The 16,238-nt window shown below is 37.0% G+C and carries 16 protein-coding genes; 8 read left to right on the top strand and 8 right to left on the bottom strand.

The features are described 5' to 3' along the window. Positions 1–59: 59 nt before the first annotated feature. The 3 genes from nusA to ABDJ41_RS01330 form a co-directional block, all read right to left on the bottom strand. Entirely contained in the window at positions 60–1,295 is a 1,236-nt protein-coding gene (nusA, locus tag ABDJ41_RS01340) for a transcription termination factor NusA (protein WP_349783932.1), read from the bottom strand. 2 nt (positions 1,296–1,297) lie between these two features. Continuing rightward, complete coding sequence (gene rimP, locus ABDJ41_RS01335) at positions 1,298–1,762, bottom strand: ribosome assembly cofactor RimP (protein WP_349783931.1); 465 nt, start codon at positions 1,760–1,762, stop codon at positions 1,298–1,300. 142 nt (positions 1,763–1,904) lie between these two features. After that, positions 1,905–2,339 carry a hypothetical protein gene (locus tag ABDJ41_RS01330; RefSeq protein ID WP_349783930.1) on the bottom strand — a complete coding sequence of 145 codons (435 nt, stop codon included), beginning with the start codon at positions 2,337–2,339 and terminating at the stop codon, positions 1,905–1,907. An 18-nt stretch (positions 2,340–2,357) separates the two neighbouring features. On the opposite strand from ABDJ41_RS01330, the gene ABDJ41_RS01325 reads away from it, so the two are divergent. Next, a complete protein-coding gene (locus ABDJ41_RS01325) occupies positions 2,358–2,705 on the top strand; it encodes a phage holin family protein (RefSeq protein ID WP_349783929.1) in 348 nt (115 codons plus the stop codon). A gap of 230 nt (positions 2,706–2,935) precedes the next feature. On the opposite strand, the gene ABDJ41_RS01320 is transcribed toward ABDJ41_RS01325, so the two are convergent. The 3 genes from ABDJ41_RS01320 to panC all read right to left on the bottom strand — a co-directional run bounded on the left by ABDJ41_RS01320 (position 2,936) and on the right by panC (position 5,383). Beyond that, positions 2,936–4,075, bottom strand: a complete 1,140-nt coding sequence (locus ABDJ41_RS01320) for an acyl-CoA dehydrogenase (protein WP_349783928.1) — start codon at positions 4,073–4,075, stop codon at positions 2,936–2,938. A 72-nt stretch (positions 4,076–4,147) separates the two neighbouring features. Further along, positions 4,148–4,498 (bottom strand): aspartate 1-decarboxylase, encoded by a 351-nt coding sequence (gene panD, locus ABDJ41_RS01315; RefSeq protein WP_349783927.1) that lies wholly within the window; start codon positions 4,496–4,498, stop codon positions 4,148–4,150. 45 nt (positions 4,499–4,543) lie between these two features. Continuing rightward, positions 4,544–5,383, bottom strand: a complete 840-nt coding sequence (gene panC / locus ABDJ41_RS01310) for a pantoate--beta-alanine ligase (RefSeq protein WP_349783926.1) — start codon at positions 5,381–5,383, stop codon at positions 4,544–4,546. A 152-nt stretch (positions 5,384–5,535) separates the two neighbouring features. Here panC and ABDJ41_RS01305 point away from each other — a divergent pair, with 152 nt between their 5' ends. From ABDJ41_RS01305 to glmS, 3 genes are all read left to right on the top strand, one after another. After that, a complete protein-coding gene (locus ABDJ41_RS01305) occupies positions 5,536–6,360 on the top strand; it encodes a glycogen/starch synthase (protein ID WP_349783925.1) in 825 nt (274 codons plus the stop codon). A 23-nt stretch (positions 6,361–6,383) separates the two neighbouring features. Then, a complete protein-coding gene (locus ABDJ41_RS01300; protein ID WP_349783924.1) occupies positions 6,384–7,844 on the top strand; it encodes a DUF4270 domain-containing protein in 1,461 nt (486 codons plus the stop codon). A gap of 84 nt (positions 7,845–7,928) precedes the next feature. Then, positions 7,929–9,767: a glutamine--fructose-6-phosphate transaminase (isomerizing) gene (glmS, locus tag ABDJ41_RS01295; protein WP_349783923.1), complete on the top strand. Its 1,839-nt coding sequence runs from the start codon at positions 7,929–7,931 to the stop codon at positions 9,765–9,767. 52 nt (positions 9,768–9,819) lie between these two features. Here glmS and ABDJ41_RS01290 read toward each other — a convergent pair whose 3' ends face one another. Together ABDJ41_RS01290 and mutY are read right to left on the bottom strand one after the other, a co-directional pair. Beyond that, positions 9,820–10,248: a single-stranded DNA-binding protein gene (locus ABDJ41_RS01290; protein ID WP_349783922.1), complete on the bottom strand. Its 429-nt coding sequence runs from the start codon at positions 10,246–10,248 to the stop codon at positions 9,820–9,822. Positions 10,249–10,251: 3 nt separating this feature from the next. Beyond that, positions 10,252–11,313, bottom strand: a complete 1,062-nt coding sequence (mutY, locus tag ABDJ41_RS01285) for an A/G-specific adenine glycosylase (protein WP_349783921.1) — start codon at positions 11,311–11,313, stop codon at positions 10,252–10,254. Between the two features lie 171 nt (positions 11,314–11,484). On the opposite strand from mutY, the gene ABDJ41_RS01280 reads away from it, so the two are divergent. The 4 genes from ABDJ41_RS01280 to radA all read left to right on the top strand — a co-directional run bounded on the left by ABDJ41_RS01280 (position 11,485) and on the right by radA (position 16,035). Next, positions 11,485–11,787 (top strand): HU family DNA-binding protein, encoded by a 303-nt coding sequence (locus tag ABDJ41_RS01280; protein ID WP_349783920.1) that lies wholly within the window; start codon positions 11,485–11,487, stop codon positions 11,785–11,787. A gap of 5 nt (positions 11,788–11,792) precedes the next feature. Continuing rightward, entirely contained in the window at positions 11,793–12,662 is an 870-nt protein-coding gene (locus tag ABDJ41_RS01275) for a tetratricopeptide repeat protein (protein ID WP_349783919.1), read from the top strand. Between the two features lie 251 nt (positions 12,663–12,913). After that, positions 12,914–14,464, top strand: a complete 1,551-nt coding sequence (locus tag ABDJ41_RS01265; protein WP_349783918.1) for an Rne/Rng family ribonuclease — start codon at positions 12,914–12,916, stop codon at positions 14,462–14,464. Positions 14,465–14,658: 194 nt separating this feature from the next. Next, positions 14,659–16,035 (top strand): DNA repair protein RadA, encoded by a 1,377-nt coding sequence (gene radA, locus ABDJ41_RS01260; RefSeq protein ID WP_349783917.1) that lies wholly within the window; start codon positions 14,659–14,661, stop codon positions 16,033–16,035. Positions 16,036–16,238: the final 203 nt, after the last annotated feature.

The raw sequence follows: 16,238 nt of genomic DNA, 5'->3' as shown, positions 1-16,238 counted from the left end.
TTAATTCTTATACAAAAGTAACGTTTATTCTTCTTTATTTCATGAGTATGTCATTTGTTTTATTCAAACTCTGATTTTAATATACTCATAACTTCTCTGATGGTCTCTTCTTCCAAATCGGTACGCTTCACCAACTCATCAACAGAAAGTGCTAATACACTCTTAGCTGTATCACAACCAATCGACTTCAACTCATCAATGATCCAGCTATCAATTTCGTCCGAGAACTCTTCGATATCCACATCCTCATCTTCTTCACCTGCTTCGCGGTAAACATCAATTTCATAACCGGTCAATTTACCCGCAAGTTTAATGTTATGTCCACCACGCCCAATTGCCAGTGAAACCTGATCCGGTTTCAAGTAAACTGAAGCATGTTTAGTTTCATCATCTAACTTAATAGATGTGATTTTTGCAGGGCTTAATGCCCTTGTAATGTATAGTGAGATGTTGTTTGTAAAGTTAATTACATCAATATTCTCATTTTTAAGCTCTCTAACGATACCATGGATACGTGAGCCTTTCATACCAACACACGCTCCTACCGGATCAATTCTGTCGTCATAAGACTCAACCGCAACCTTAGCGCGCTCTCCTGGTTCACGAACAATTTTCTTAATAGTAATTAGCCCGTCGAAAATCTCAGGAACCTCGATTTCAAATAAGCGTTGTAAAAATTCAGGAGCAATCCTTGAAATGATAATTTTTGGAGTTGCATTTACCATATCAACTTTCAAAATCACAGCACGTACAGAATCACCTTTCTTGAAATAATCAGCAGGAATCTGCTCTGTTTTCGGCATCATCAACTCATTACCCTCATCATCAAGAACCAAAGTTTCTTTTTTCCAAACCTGGTAAACTTCGCCGGTAACAATTTCTCCAACCCTATCCTTATATTTTTTAAAGATTTCGTCTTTCTCTAATTCCAATACTTTAGAAACCAGTGTCTGACGGGCAGCTAAAATAGCTCTGCGGCCAAAGCTTTCCAAAGTGATCTGCTCAATGTAGTCGTCTCCAACTTCCATATCCGCATCCAATTGTTTCACTTCTGCCAATTCAATTTCTAAATCATCGTCCTCAGAAAAGCCATCTTCCATAACTTTTCTAGTACGCCAGATCTCTAAATCTCCATTATCAGGGTTAACAATTACGTCACAATTCTCATCTGTTCCATACTTTTTCCGCAGCATACTGCGAAACACCTCTTCCAGCACACTGATCACTGTAGGACGGTCGATGTTCTTGAAGTCCTTAAACTCCTGGAATGAATCGATTAAATTAATATTACTCATTTTTATTTAAATGAAATTAAAACCTTTGTTTCTGTTATATTATCAAAGTCAATGCTGGTTTCAACCAACTGAACTTTTTTACCTTTTTCTTTAACCTTAGCAGCTATGGTTATGCTGTTGTCATCAGCACTTAACAATTGTCCTTCTTTGACTTCACCACCAGCAAGCTTTACACTTAACTCCCGGCCAACATTTTTAACATATTGCCTTTTCAATCGTAATGGTTCGCCAACACCTGGAGAAGAAACCTCAAGGTTGTACGCTTTCTCAATTGTATTCTCCTCTTCTAAATGAAAGCCTACGTGTCTGCTAATAGCTGCACAATCCTGAATACTAATCCCTTCGTCGCCGTCAACATGGATAATAAGCTTATTGTTCGGCAGCATTTTTACTTCAACTAAAAAAAGTTCCGGTCTGTCCGAAATCTTCTCTTCAACTAATTCTGTTACTCTTTTTTCTACCTGCATAACCAATTTGCCAATAATAGAAAAAAGGGGACTCCTGTCCCCTCCTACCTCTAATACAGCACAAATGTATGAAATATTTTTGAAAATTAAAAATGCTAGTACACAATGAGTTCTATTCCTGCACGTGTCCGATCTGAGATTTTTACCTTATGAGCGTTTTCTGTAAAGGTTTAACACCAGTTTTTAATTCAGCTTTTAAAAGCATGCTTATATCGCCAAATTTGCTATTCAAATGAGTAATTACCAGATACTCGCGTCCTTTTACAAAAGGTTGCTCTGGAATAAAAATAAGATTACTATCCGTCAACTTAAACTTTCCATTAATATTATGCTCCTTAAAAGTAGTATCCAATTCAGTCGGTATTTCCAAAATCGAAACCAAACTTTTGAAAACAGAATTATCAGCATCATCCTCTTTCAACTGGTTTAATCCAACTCGATCAATATGATTAAAAACGATTGAAGAACTATCAGCAGAAAAATCGATCAAAAGTGGCTTATTATTTGTTGAAGAACAGCCAAACAGCACACAAGCAAATAATAAAACCATAAAATGCTGTAAAAAACGTCTATTCATATCACTAAATTAATCATTATGAAACTAATTATTGAAATCTTACTCATGGGACTAGTTGTTTTTATCGGCGCCCGGCTTGTTCCCGGAGTATCTATCGATGGATACGGGACTGCAATTATTGCCGCCATCTTAATTGCACTGGCAAATGCTACTATCGGATTTATTTTAAGGATACTTACATTTCCGGTTAACTTTTTAACCCTTGGCCTCGTTTCCTTTATTATTTCCGTGCTTATGATATTGTTAGTATCCAATATCATGAGTGGATTTCATGTCAACGGTTTTTGGGCAGCAGCATTTCTTGCAATTGTATTAGCAATCATAAAAGCAATATTTGGAGCTATTGCGGGGACGGATAAAGACTAAATATAGAGAAATTTGTTCCGTATTTCTTTTGCTATTCTTTTGCAATCCTTTTGCTATTGTTTTGCTATGCCTTTTGCTCAGACCAATAAAAACGCAATAATTAGCCATATTAAAAGCAAATACAAAGAACCACCAAACCCGAATTTTCCCCTTGGGAACTTGGCCAAAATAAAAGGCGTATGTCCAGTCCAAACTGTATATACGCCTTTAATCAATTCAACAATATATTCTTATCTTATAATCTCCCTTGAGATCACCATTTTCTGAATCTCAGAAGTTCCTTCATAAATCTGAGTAATCTTTGCATCACGCATCAAACGCTCCACATGGTATTCTTTAACGAACCCATACCCCCCATGAATCTGAACTGCTTCAACAGTAACATCCATTGCCACTTTAGATGCATAAAGTTTTGCCATAGATCCCGCAAGCGTGTAAGGCTGCCCCTGATCCTTTAACCACGCTGCTTTATAAACCAACATCCTCGCTGCCTCAATTTGTGTAGCCATATCAGCCAGCTTAAAAGCAATTGCCTGATGTTCAGCAATTGGCTTCCCAAATGATTTCCTTTGTTTTGCATATTCAAGCGCAAGCTCGTAAGCACCTGCAGCAATACCTAAAGCCTGAGCTGCAATACCAATACGACCTCCTTCAAGTGTCTTCATCGCAAACTTAAACCCAAAGCCATTCTCTCCAATACGATTCTCTTTTGGAACTTTAACATCATTAAACATCAAAGAATGGGTATCAGAACCACGAATACCCAACTTGTTTTCTTTAGGGCCCACTGTAAAACCTTCCATATCTTTTTCAACGATAAAAGCATTAATGCCTTTATGCCTTAAAGATTTATCTGTCTGTGCAATAACCAGATAAGTTGAGGCCGTACCACCATTTGTAATCCAGTTTTTCGTACCGTTTAACAGGTAATAATCCCCCATATCTTCAGCTGTTGTCTGCTGTGAAGTTGCATCGGAACCAGCTTCGGGTTCTGATAAACAGAAAGCACCAATCTTTTCTCCAGCCGCCAGGGGTTTTAAATATTTTTCCTTTTGAAATTCAGAACCGTAAGACTCTAAACCATAGCAAACAAGAGAATTGTTTACTGACACTACCACAGAAGCAGAGGCGTCGATTTTAGATAGTTCTTCCATTACCAAAACATACGAAAGTGCATCAAGGCCGCTTCCGTTATATTTTTCTGACACCATCATTCCCAGAAACCCGAGTTCACCAAGCTTTTTCACCTGTTCTGCTGGAAATTTCTGATGCTCATCTCTCTCAATAACCCCAGGCTTTAGCTCATTCTGCGCGAAATCTCTTGCAGCCTGCTGGATCATCAATTGTTCTTCACTTAATTGAAATAGCATAATAATATTGTAAAATAATAAGTTATGCCAAATTTATATATTATCAAGCAGATTACTATGGCTGCATAACAATTATTTCAATAAATGATTGTTATCATCAGGGAATACAAGAATAGGATGGTATTTCTTAGCCTCTTCAATAGGCAAAGCCCCGTAAGACATAATAATCAGGATGTCGCCAACCTGAACTTTTCTAGCTGTAGCACCATTTAAACAAACCGTACCGCTACCGCGAGCTCCTTTAATCACATATGTCTCAAACCGTTCGCCATTATTATTGTTTACGATCTGGACTTTCTCATTTGGAATAATATTGGCTGCATCCATTAAATCTTCATCAATGGTGATGCTTCCAACATAATTCAGTTCCGCTTGTGTTACTCTAACGCGGTGTATTTTCGATTTTAATATCTCGATAATCATGTTGCAAAGTTAACTAATTTTATGAATGGGTAGTTTTATCTATTTTCAATTGAGTATCATATTGTCGATAAGACGGGTCTCACCAACCTTTGCCGCAACCAAAGCAACAATGTCATGATGACTTTTATCATTTTCAGGCAGTAAAGTTTCACCATTAGCAACAATGAAATAGTCAAGTTCTACACCAGGGGTCTCATCAATCAATACTTTTGCTTTCTCGACCAATTCAACAATACTTAATTTTGAGAAGTTATCTTTTACAAAGGATAACGCCCTACTTAATACAAGTGCATTTTTTCGATCTGCAGCAGAAAGATGAATATTCCTTGAACTCATTGCCAGACCATCATCTTCTCTTATAATCGGACAAGATATAATCTGAATAGGCAAATTGAAGTGAGCCACCATATTCTTGATCATTAACACTTGCTGAAAATCCTTTTGTCCAAAAAAAGCCAGATCAGGGCTCACATAATCGAAAAGCTTCTTTACCACCTGGGTCACTCCTTGATAATGCCCCTTTCTAAATTCTCCTTCCAACAGGAATTCAGCTGGACCAAGATCTATATGCCACACTTCTGGCTCAGGATACATTTCAGTAACCGAGGGCATAAATACCACATCACAACCGGCTTCTTCAAGGGTCTTCAAATCGTCCTCCAACGGACGAGGATACTTCTCCAGATCTTTAGGATCCGTAAACTGTGTTGGGTTCACAAAAATACTGCATACCACCACATCAGCTTGCTGCTGCGCTATGTTAATCAGCGATACATGTCCTTTATGCAAGGCGCCCATGGTAGGCACTAAGGCAACTTTCTGTTGATCCAATTTAATGGGCTCAAGCAACGACTTTAATGCCGCTATGGTATTTATTACTTTCAAACCAGCGTATAAAATTTCAGGGTGCAAAGTTGGTTATTTATACATTCCCAACAAAACATCTTGCGTATAATCTTGATAAATGTTATTATTTTGCTTACCTTTGCCCCTTGATAATCTTTTCTTTAACATAAATTTTTATTTAGAATATGGAGATGGCAAAAACGAAGCTACTGATTGTTACACACGAGATGTCGCCTTTCCTTGAACTCACAAAGATTTCTGAAATTACCCGTCAATTACCACAGGCAATGCAGGATAAAGGATTTGAGATCCGCATTTTGATGCCGAGGTTTGGGAACATTAATGAAAGAAGGAACAGATTGCACGAAGTTATCCGTTTGTCAGGAATGAATATCATTATCGACGACAATGACAACCCATTAATCATTAAAGTTGCTTCTATTCCAGCTGCACGTATGCAGGTATACTTCCTTGACAATGAAGACTATTTTCAACGCAAGTATGTATTTAGGGACAAAGAAGACAAATTCTATGCAGATAATGATGAAAGAACAATATTCTTCTGTAAAGGTGCATTAGAGACGGTTAAGAAATTAGGATGGGCTCCTGACATTGTTCATTGCCACGGCTGGATGACATCATTGGTACCTGCTTACATCAAAACCACCTATAAAAACGATCCTACTTTTAAGAATTCAAAAGTTGTTTACTCTATTTATGAAAACTGCTTCACTGAAACCTTAAATGCTGATATGCATAAAAAAGCAATCATGAGTTCTATGACTGCTGATGACACTAAAATGTTTGAAAATGCAGACTGCAACACTTTACACACTGGAGCAATAACTTACTCTGACGCAGTAGTATTAGCAGCAGAAAACATAGATAGCAATGTGTTAAAATTTGTTAAAGATTCTAATAAACCAACTTTAGCTTTTAATTTAACAGAAAATTTTGAAAACTTCTACACTTTATACGAGGAGATTTCAAGTGAAGAATTGGCTTCAATAGCATAAACTAAGGCATTATTAAATCATATATGAAATTTACAAAACAAGACTTATTAACCATGTTGATAGGTCTTTTTCTTTTTGCATCCTGTAAAGATTCCAACACTATAGGTTTGGATCTGGATAGCGAGTTCGAAATCAAAGGTGTCAAAATGGATACAACAACAGTGACATCAAAAACACTCAAAGACGACCCAACATCAGGAGTTGGACTGCTTAGACATCCATTAGGTTTTTTGAATGACGACACTTTTGGCACTTCGAGCGCTAGTATTTCAATGGCAGTAGGTATTCCGGGTAATACATATTATGATTTTGGCACAAATCCGACTATTGACTCTGCAGTTCTTGTATTGCCATATTCCACTCAATTTTATGGAGATACTACAACCTCTAATTTCACAATCAGGGTTAATCAACTTACAAATGACATCTCTAAAGAGACTTCATACCTGACTAGTAAGGACTGGCCAGCTGAAACGAATGTTTTAGGAAGCTATGTCGGAAAAGTAAAGCCAAATACCAAATTCAAAGTTACTGATATTGTAACCGGTGGGCCAGATACGCTGAAATCAGTAATTCCTCAAATCAGAATTCCACTGGAAAAAAACTATATCCAGAATAATATAATTAATCTGGATTCTATAACAAGGTCAACTGCCAACAACTTCTTTAAATCATTTAGAGGTCTTAAAGTTAGTCCAACATTAACCGCTGGTAAGGGTGGAATTATGTTCATGGATCTTTATGGCACAGAAGGGAAACTGGAAATTTATTATAAAAAACAAAATAAAACTACCGTAACTGAAAAAGATACAGTAATGGTAGCTTTCCCGATTGGAAGGAACTCTGGTCCTGTTACTACAACCATAGCACATAATTACATAGGAGATGTAAAAACTCAAGTAGAAGACAACAACCCTAACTCCAGCTATAGTGTAACATATTTACAAGCATTAGCAGGATTAAAAAACAAAATTTCTTTCCCTTATTTAAAAAACTTTCTGGCTGATTTGAAGAAACCAGAAAAAGGTGGGACTCCAAATACCAGAGTTATTGTTAACAAAGCAGAATTGGTGGTCGACTTGAGCAATGGCTCAGATGTTTTACCTTTTAGCGCTTCACAACGTCTTGCTTTATACAGGTTTGATATAGCCGGACAGAGAGCAAACGTACCTGACAATGACAACAGTATTCAGGGTGTTTATAACGGAGACCCCAGAGCACTTGGAAATGAATTATTGTTTGGTGGCTACTTCGATTCTGTAAACAGAAGATATATATTTACCATTACGAGTTATGTACAGGATTTACTGGACGGAAAAACTGAAGATTACGGAACTTTCTTAGCTCCAAGTTCATTAACTGAATTTAATATTAGTCCCTCGGTCACTTCAGCATCTCGCTCTGTTATAAATGCTTACAAGAAAGACGCTCTTCCAGCAGACAAGAGATTGAGATTAAACATTTATTATACACAGATCAATTAAAATACGTCTGTATATGTAGTCAAATCCCCCGAGATTAATTAATTTCGGGGGATTATTTTTTTATACTAAATATAAATCTATCGTATGTGTGGAATAGTTGGTTACATAGGTCACAGAGAAGCTTGGCCTATTGTCATTAAAGGACTTAAAAGATTAGAATACCGTGGCTATGACAGTGCTGGTATTGCCTTAATTAATAACACTGGATTAAACATCTATAAGAAAGCCGGCAAGGTACAAGAACTTGAAAACTTTGCGGAAGGGAAAAACTTATCAGGGACAATCGGAATCGGACATACAAGGTGGGCAACCCATGGAGCACCATCTGATCGAAATTCACACCCTCACACTTCAAATAATGGCAAGTTGACAATTATCCATAATGGTATTATTGAAAACTATGCTACTTTGAAAGAAGAACTATTAACCAGGGGTCACGAATTTAAAAGTGATACAGATACTGAAGTTCTTGTTCATCTGATTGAAGAAATTTATAAAAATGACAACACTGATCTTTTAGAAGCTGTCAGGTTAGCGCTGAATGGGGTTAGTGGCGCCTATGCAATAGTGATAATGGATGAAGAACAACCAGATCAATTGATTGCAGCAAGAAAAGGTAGTCCAATGGTGATTGGTGTTGGCGAAGGAGAATACTTCATTGCTTCTGACGCTACGCCGATTGTAGAATATACAAAAAATGTAATCTATCTAAACGATAATGAGATCGCTTATTTAAAACGTGATGAATTATTGATCAAACGTCTGGATAATGTCATCCAAAGTCCATATATCCAGGAACTGGAGCTAAAACTGGAAATGCTTGAAAAAGGTGGATTTGAACATTTCATGTTGAAAGAGATTTTCGAGCAATCTCGCTCTATTAGAGACTGCATGCGTGGTCGCATCTATCCAAATGAAGGATTGGTTCAACTTGGTGGAATCAAAGAATATGCCGAAAAACTAAAGAACATAGACCGCATCATTATAGTGGCATGTGGAACGTCATGGCATGCTGGATTAGTTGGTGAATATCTGATCGAGGAATATGCACGAATCCCTGTTGAAGTTGAATATGCTTCTGAATTCAGATATCGCAATCCTATTATAACCGAAAAGGATGTGGTAATTGCCATCTCACAGTCTGGTGAAACTGCAGATACTATGGCTGCTATAGAAATGGCCAAAGAAAGGGGAGCTACTATTTTCGGAGTATGTAATGTAGTTGGAGCATCTATTCCAAGATTAACTGACGCAGGTGTTTATACCCATGCGGGACCGGAAATAGGTGTAGCCTCTACTAAGGCTTTTACAGCCCAAGTTACTGTCCTTACGTTAATGGCATTCTACATGGCTCAACAAAAAGGCACTATCACTCGTTCTAAAATGGTAGAGTTGCTAACAGAACTGGACACTATCCCTGAAAAGATAGAAATGGCACTACAATCCAACGAAATGATTATGGAAATTTCTGAGAAATTCAAGAACTCAAGAAACTGCCTTTTCCTTGGAAGGGGAAGCGGCTTTCCAGTAGCACTAGAAGGCGCATTAAAGCTCAAGGAGATCTCATACATTCACGCTGAAGGTTACCCTGCTGCTGAGATGAAGCATGGCCCTATCGCCTTAATTGACGAGGAAATGCCCGTTGTTGTAATCGCCACTAAAAATTCATCTTATGAAAAGGTAATCAGCAATATTCAAGAGGTAAAAGCAAGAAAAGGAATTGTTCTCGCTATTGTTACCCATGGTGACGTTGAGGTTAGAAAAATGGCTGATTATTGTATAGAAATACCTGATGCAAGTGAAGCGTTTTTACCTTTAATAGCGACTATACCATTACAGTTATTGTCTTATCATATTGCTGTACTTCGCGGCTGTAACGTTGATCAGCCACGAAATCTGGCAAAATCTGTTACTGTAGAATAAAAGCATTAAGGCTGTATCCGATCTGATCAGATACAGCCTTTTACTATCGTAGTCAAAATGGCAAATCTCCGGATGGATCTGTAACATCCGTATACTCAGTTTCACTTTTAGGTGTAGTGTTCTCTGTACTAACAGGTGTTTGCTCAAAATCACTTTTCCTACCCAGGATCGTAAAGTTCTCGGCTACAACCTCTGTTACATATTTTTTCACCTTTTCTCTATCTTCAAATGAGCGTGTACGTAATTTACCTTCAATATAAACCAGTTTACCCTTTGACAAATACTTAGAGGCAACTTCAGCAAGACCTCTCCACAAAACGATATTGTGCCACTCCGTTTGCTCTATTCTTTTGCCATCCTTATTATAGGTTTCGGATGTTGCCAATGGAAAACTTGCAACCGTTACGCCTCCGTCTAAATGTCGGACTTCAGGATCTTTGCCCAGATGTCCAACTAAAATAACTTTGTTAATGCCTGACATGAATTATAGTTTTTCTAAATAATTAAAATTAGTACTTATAAAATTGGCAATCACTTTGGGATGTGGCAATTCATTAAACTCTTGCAGTGAAACCCATTTTATATCTGCATCCTCATTAAAGTTAATGATATAATTATCTAAACCAAAAAATTGAACATATATAGTTTGGTGTGTCAATAAATGTTTTTGCTGAGTTAAGGCTGTGATTTTACTATTTTCACCAAATAGCTTCTGTAATTGTTCTGAAAAATCTGCTGATGCCTCCTGATAATTTTTATCAGTTTCAATCAATGGAAAATCATAAAGCTCCTGCCAAATGTCCCCAGGATTTCTCTTTTTCACAAGAACTCTGTCTTCTTCAGTAATAACAAAATAGTTGAAATAACGTATCCGCTTCTTTAGCTTATTCAATTTAACAGGCAATATATTTACCATGTTTTGTTGATAAGCATTACATTCTGCTTTTAATGGGCAAACACTACAATCAGGAGATTTTGGTTTACATTGTAACGCACCAAACTCCATGATAGCCTGATTATATACCGAAGCATCCTGATCCTCAATGAGTGTCTGTGCCAATGTCAAAAATTGCTTTTTGCCATTACTGGAGTTTATAGGCTCTATTATACCAAAAAAACGAGACAGCACCCTGAACACATTTCCATCTAGTACAGCTTTACGTTCATTAGCTGAAAATGAAGCAATAGCTGCTGCTGTATAATCGCCTATTCCTTTTAATTTTATCAGCTCATCGTAATTTGTCGGAAACACACCATTATGCTGGTCGCGTACCTGAATAGCTGTAAAAAGCATATTTCGCCCTCTTGAATAATAACCTAATCCTTGCCACAGTTTCAAAATCTGGGTTTCTGTTGCTGCAGCAAAATCCGCAATTGTAGGATAGTTTTCCAGAAACCTGTTGAAATAAGGAAGTCCTTGTTCAACTCTTGTTTGCTGTAAAATAACTTCAGATAACCAGATCACATAGGCGTCATTTGTACCTCTCCAAGGCAGATCCCTTTTATATTTTAAATACCAGTTTACGACTTCAGATTGAAAACTCATGCTGGTAAAATTACGGCGTAAATATTTGATTTTCGTAAAACTTGCAATCCGGTGATCGAAGATCTGACAAATAAATCATCTTTTATTTTCCTATCTCATTAAAAAGCAATACTTTTGCAACCCCAAAACATTTATAAAATACAACACACAGTAAATTAATAAAACAAAAATATGACTAAGGCAGATATTATTTCAGAGATATCAACGAAAACAGGAATAGAAAAGGTAGATGTACAAGAAACCGTTGAGGCATTTTTCAAGGTCATCAAAAACAGTATGATCGGTGGCGAGAATGTGTATGTTAGAGGTTTTGGTAGCTTTGTTGTAAAAAAGAGAGCACAAAAAACAGCTAGAAATATTTCTAAAAATACCGCTATTATTATCCCAGAACATTTTGTACCAAGCTTTAAGCCAGCAAAAGTATTTGTTGACAAGGTAAAAAACAGCACTAAAAAACTTAGCGTAGAAGCTTAATAGCCATGATAAAAAGTATCCGTTCCAAACAAATTGTATTAATAGGCGCTATATTGATGCTTGTAGCATTTTTGTTCACGAGGGATATTAAAGGTTTGGTAAAACCAAAAGAAGACACTTCTGCAGCTGTTCCTGCAGGCGGCGAAATGGCCCCGGCAGAAACAGCTGTTATTGATTTAACAGAGGTATCTACTTCAGGTAAAAACATGTTAAGCACTAACCTTTCTACAGAGATCACCTCATTAGAAAATGCCTTTAAAACGGCCTCAGAGAGCAAAAAAGTTTCTGCGGCAAAATTACTGGCCCAAAAATGGGATGATCTGGAACAAGCAGTTCCAAGTGCTTTGTATCTGGAAATCATTGCAGATAAAGAGCCTACCTTGAACAACTGGTTGTTAACTGGTGAAAGGTTCATGAAAGCTTTCGAGAATACCCGTGACAGTTTATTGCAACCTGCATTGTTGCAGAAAGCAAATACGGCCTATAAACATGCTATGGCAATAGATTCAACCAGTGCAGACGCTAAAAGCGGTTTGGGTGTAACCATTGTTAATGGTATGGGAATGCCTATGCAGGGTATAGCAATGCTGATGGATGTAGTGAAAAAAGACCCTAAAAACTTAAAAGCAAATATGAGTTTAGGAACTTTCGCTATGAAATCAGGCCAGTTTGACAAAGCAATCATAAGATTTAATGACATTATTGCCATCAAGCCTTCTCCAGAAGCTTACTTCTATCTGGGTACTTCCTATGAGAATCTTGGAAAAAATAATGAAGCAATTAATGCTTATTTAGAAAGCAAGAAATTAGCTGCGAATGCAACTTTATCAAAATTCATTGATGATAAAGTAAGTGCATTACAAAACAAAAAATAATAAACAGATTTAAAATATTTAAAATTTAAAACTATGCCAAGCGGTAAAAAAAGAAAAAGACATAAAATGGCTACTCACAAACGCAAAAAACGTCTAAGAAAAAACAGACATAAGAAAAAATAATTTTTCTTAATGTAATTGCTCAACAACTAAGGCTAGGATATAATTCGTAGCCTTAGTTGTTGGTAGCAATGTTTTTTTTTATTGTCCAATGTGTTAATAAAGCAGAAATGCTTTAAAATCTGTAGCTTTTGGTAAAAGAACTAATTATAGATTCATCTCCTTCGGGAGTAACCATAGCTTTAGTTGAAGACAAACAACTTGTAGAACTTCATAAGGAGCAGATCAATAACAATTACGCTGTTGGCGACATTTATTTAGGCCGCATAAAAAAAATTATGCCGGGCTTAAACGCTGCGTTCGTTGATGTTGGTTACGAAAAAGATGCATTTTTGCATTATTTCGATCTTGGTCCTCAAGTTCAATCTTTAATAAAGCTTACTAAAATTAAGCGTAACGGCTCTGTTAATGGCACACTATTAGATAATTTCAAATTAGAAGAGGACATTAACAAAGCGGGCAAAATATCAGAGGTAGTAAACAAAAACCTCATATTGCCTGTCCAGATCGCTAAAGAACCTATCTCAACAAAAGGACCCCGTTTAAGTTCTGATCTCTCTATTGCAGGAAGATATATTGTATTGGTACCCTTCTCTAATGTAATCTCTATATCCAAAAAGATTAAAAGCAATACTGAACGTAATCGTTTAAAAAAGATTATTGAAAGTATTAAACCTAAGAATTTTGGTGTAATCATTAGAACAGTTTCTGAAGGAAAAGGTGTTGCAGAATTACAAAAAGACCTTACTGATTCTGTAGCAAAATGGGAAAACTTTATTAAGAAGTTACCTGATGCAGAACCTTCAAAACGCGTCTGGGGTGAGATGGACCGTACTTCCACGCTTATCCGTGATATTTTAAGTACAGACTTCACAAATGTGTATGTAAATGATAACAGTCTTTTTGAAGATATCCGCTCTTATGTACATGAGATATCCCCAGAAATGGAAAAGATCGTTAAACAATACAAGCATAAGGAGCCTATATTTGAACATTTCGGTATAGAAAAGCAAATTAAAAATGCTTTTGGTAAAACGGTAAATCTGGCTGGTGGGGCATACCTTGTGGTAGAACATACTGAGGCCCTACATGTTGTTGATGTGAACAGCGGTAATAGAACTGCAAGTAAAGAAAATCAGGAAGAGAATGCACTTCAGGTAAACAAAGAGGCCGCTAAAGAAATTGCTCGTCAACTGCGTTTACGTGATATGGGTGGTATAGTAGTTGTCGATTTTATTGACATGCACAAGCCGGCAAACAGAAAAATATTATTCGATCACTTAAGAGATCTGATGATGTTGGACCGCGCCAAACACACCATACTCCCTCCAAGTAAATTCGGACTTGTTCAAATTACCCGTCAACGTGTGAGACCGGAGATGAACATCGTAACCAGCGAGAAATGCCCTACCTGTGATGGTACGGGAGAAATCAAGGCCAGCATTGTTTTAATGGATGACATTGAAAACAATCTGACCTATATTTTGCAGGAGCAAAACGAAAAAAATATTACGCTTTGTGTACACCCTTACATTGAAGCATACATTAAAAAAGGATTGATTTCTTTACAGTGGAAATGGTTCTTTAAATTTGGGCAGCGTATAAAGGTTAAGGCTGTGCCATCTTATCACCTCACTGAATTCCATTTTATTTCTTCAAAGGACGAAGAGATCAAATTATAATAACAATACATTTTTGTTTAAACGGGCCTGAATTCTTTAATGAAATCAGGCCTGTTTTTTTTTACTCGTTTTTTATCTTCTGCATATTTCTGAATTTTAGTCTAAATTCGTCTGTCCTTACGGAACGTCCCGTCACCTTGGCACGAACCTCTTCTGTAAGACAGTTCAATTCTAACCTTAAAAGTTAAATCGATTTGGCTAAAACGAAATCAGCATATTTTTGTCAGAGTTGTGGATATGAATCCGCAAAATGGCTGGGTAAATGCCCCTCATGTAATGCGTGGAATACTTTTGTTGAAGAAGTAATTGAAAAATCTACCAGTAAGGTTCCTAGCTGGCAAACCAGTTCAGAAAGCAAAAGAGTAAGCAAACCTAATAAAGTAGATCAAATCCTATCTATTACTGAAGAACGTATACTAACCGGCGATATTGAGTTAGACCGTGTTCTGGGCGGTGGACTTGTACCAGGTTCGGTAATTTTAATAGGTGGAGAGCCCGGAATTGGGAAATCTACTCTCATGTTACAACTTGCATTAAACGTTTCAGGTAAAAAGATTCTATATATATCTGGTGAAGAAAGTGAGCAGCAAATTAAAATGCGTGCTGAGCGAATAACAGATCAGCCAACAGCCGATTGTTATATTCTTACAGAAACCTCTACCCAAAATATATTCAAGCAAATAGAAGCGTTAGAGCCAGATATCATTATTGTAGACTCAATACAAACATTATATTCAGCACACATTGAATCTACTCCTGGAAGTGTCTCACAAGTACGAGAATGCACAGCAGAATTATTACGTTTTGCAAAAGAAACGGATACACCTGTTTTTCTAATTGGCCACATCACAAAGGATGGTACCATTGCTGGCCCAAAGATATTAGAGCACATGGTGGATACTGTTTTACAATTTGAAGGCGATAGACATCATGTGTATAGAATATTACGCTCTATTAAAAACAGATTTGGAGCTGCAGCAGAATTGGGTATCTACGCAATGCACAGTACCGGATTAAGGCAAGTTTCAAATCCATCAGAAATCTTACTTTCACAACGTGAGGAAGAGCTGAGTGGGATTGCTATCTCAGCCACTTTAGAGGGCGCCAGACCAATGTTAATAGAAACACAGGCCTTGGTTAGCACCGCTGCCTACGGAACACCTCAACGCTCTTCAAATGGCTTTGATACCAGACGGATGAACATGTTGCTTGCTGTATTGGAAAAAAGATGTGGATTCAGATTGAGTACACGAGATGTATTTCTAAATATTGCAGGAGGTATTAAAGTAGAAGATCCAGCAATTGATCTGGCCGTTATGGTCGCTATTATTTCTTCACATGAGGAAATTTCAATCTCATCGAAAATATGTTTTGCGGCCGAAGTTGGATTATCAGGGGAAATAAGAGCAGTGAATAAAATAGAACAGCGAATTTCTGAAGCCGAAAAACTAGGTTTTGAACGTATTTTCATCTCGAACTATAATATGAAAGGCTTAGTTACTGAAAAATATAAAATTGAATTAACTGCTGTAAGAAAAATAGAAGATGTCTTTTCTATTTTATTCGGATAAATTGGGGAAAATTGAGTCTTGACAACCTCAATTTTCCCCGCAATGAGCATTTACTTACCCAATCGTATCAGCAAATAAAAAAAGACCCTTCTCATATAATGCTGTTTAACAGTCGATTATCTTATAAAGAGAAATCTTTTTAAAAACGGCCTATTAATTGCCTAAGTATTCACGTTAGCGTTCATTTATGAATTTTAACAAAA

Source organism: Pedobacter sp. ASV1-7 (assembly GCF_040203335.1).
In the GTDB taxonomy this organism is placed as follows: Bacteria; Bacteroidota; Bacteroidia; order Sphingobacteriales; family Sphingobacteriaceae; genus Pedobacter.
Note: the sequence above shows the minus strand (reverse complement) of the source record. Positions and strands in the feature narration are given on the sequence as shown.

Excerpts from the sequence above, each read along its gene's own strand:
- ABDJ41_RS01305 (WP_349783925.1), top strand. The coding sequence starts at position 5,536 with ATGGCAAAAACGAAGCTACTGATTGTTACACACGAGATGTCGCCTTTC.
- ABDJ41_RS01290 (WP_349783922.1), bottom strand. The coding sequence starts at position 10,248 with ATGTCAGGCATTAACAAAGTTATTTTAGTTGGACATCTGGGCAAAGAT.
- ABDJ41_RS01330 (WP_349783930.1), bottom strand. The coding sequence starts at position 2,339 with ATGAATAGACGTTTTTTACAGCATTTTATGGTTTTATTATTTGCTTGT.
- nusA (WP_349783932.1), bottom strand. The coding sequence starts at position 1,295 with ATGAGTAATATTAATTTAATCGATTCATTCCAGGAGTTTAAGGACTTC.
- ABDJ41_RS01280 (WP_349783920.1), top strand. The coding sequence starts at position 11,485 with ATGACTAAGGCAGATATTATTTCAGAGATATCAACGAAAACAGGAATA.
- ABDJ41_RS01300 (WP_349783924.1), top strand. The coding sequence starts at position 6,384 with ATGAAATTTACAAAACAAGACTTATTAACCATGTTGATAGGTCTTTTT.
- rimP (WP_349783931.1), bottom strand. The coding sequence starts at position 1,762 with ATGCAGGTAGAAAAAAGAGTAACAGAATTAGTTGAAGAGAAGATTTCG.
- ABDJ41_RS01320 (WP_349783928.1), bottom strand. The coding sequence starts at position 4,075 with ATGCTATTTCAATTAAGTGAAGAACAATTGATGATCCAGCAGGCTGCA.
- ABDJ41_RS01325 (WP_349783929.1), top strand. The coding sequence starts at position 2,358 with ATGAAACTAATTATTGAAATCTTACTCATGGGACTAGTTGTTTTTATC.
- mutY (WP_349783921.1), bottom strand. The coding sequence starts at position 11,313 with ATGAGTTTTCAATCTGAAGTCGTAAACTGGTATTTAAAATATAAAAGG.
- panD (WP_349783927.1), bottom strand. The coding sequence starts at position 4,498 with ATGATTATCGAGATATTAAAATCGAAAATACACCGCGTTAGAGTAACA.
- glmS (WP_349783923.1), top strand. The coding sequence starts at position 7,929 with ATGTGTGGAATAGTTGGTTACATAGGTCACAGAGAAGCTTGGCCTATT.
- ABDJ41_RS01275 (WP_349783919.1), top strand. The coding sequence starts at position 11,793 with ATGATAAAAAGTATCCGTTCCAAACAAATTGTATTAATAGGCGCTATA.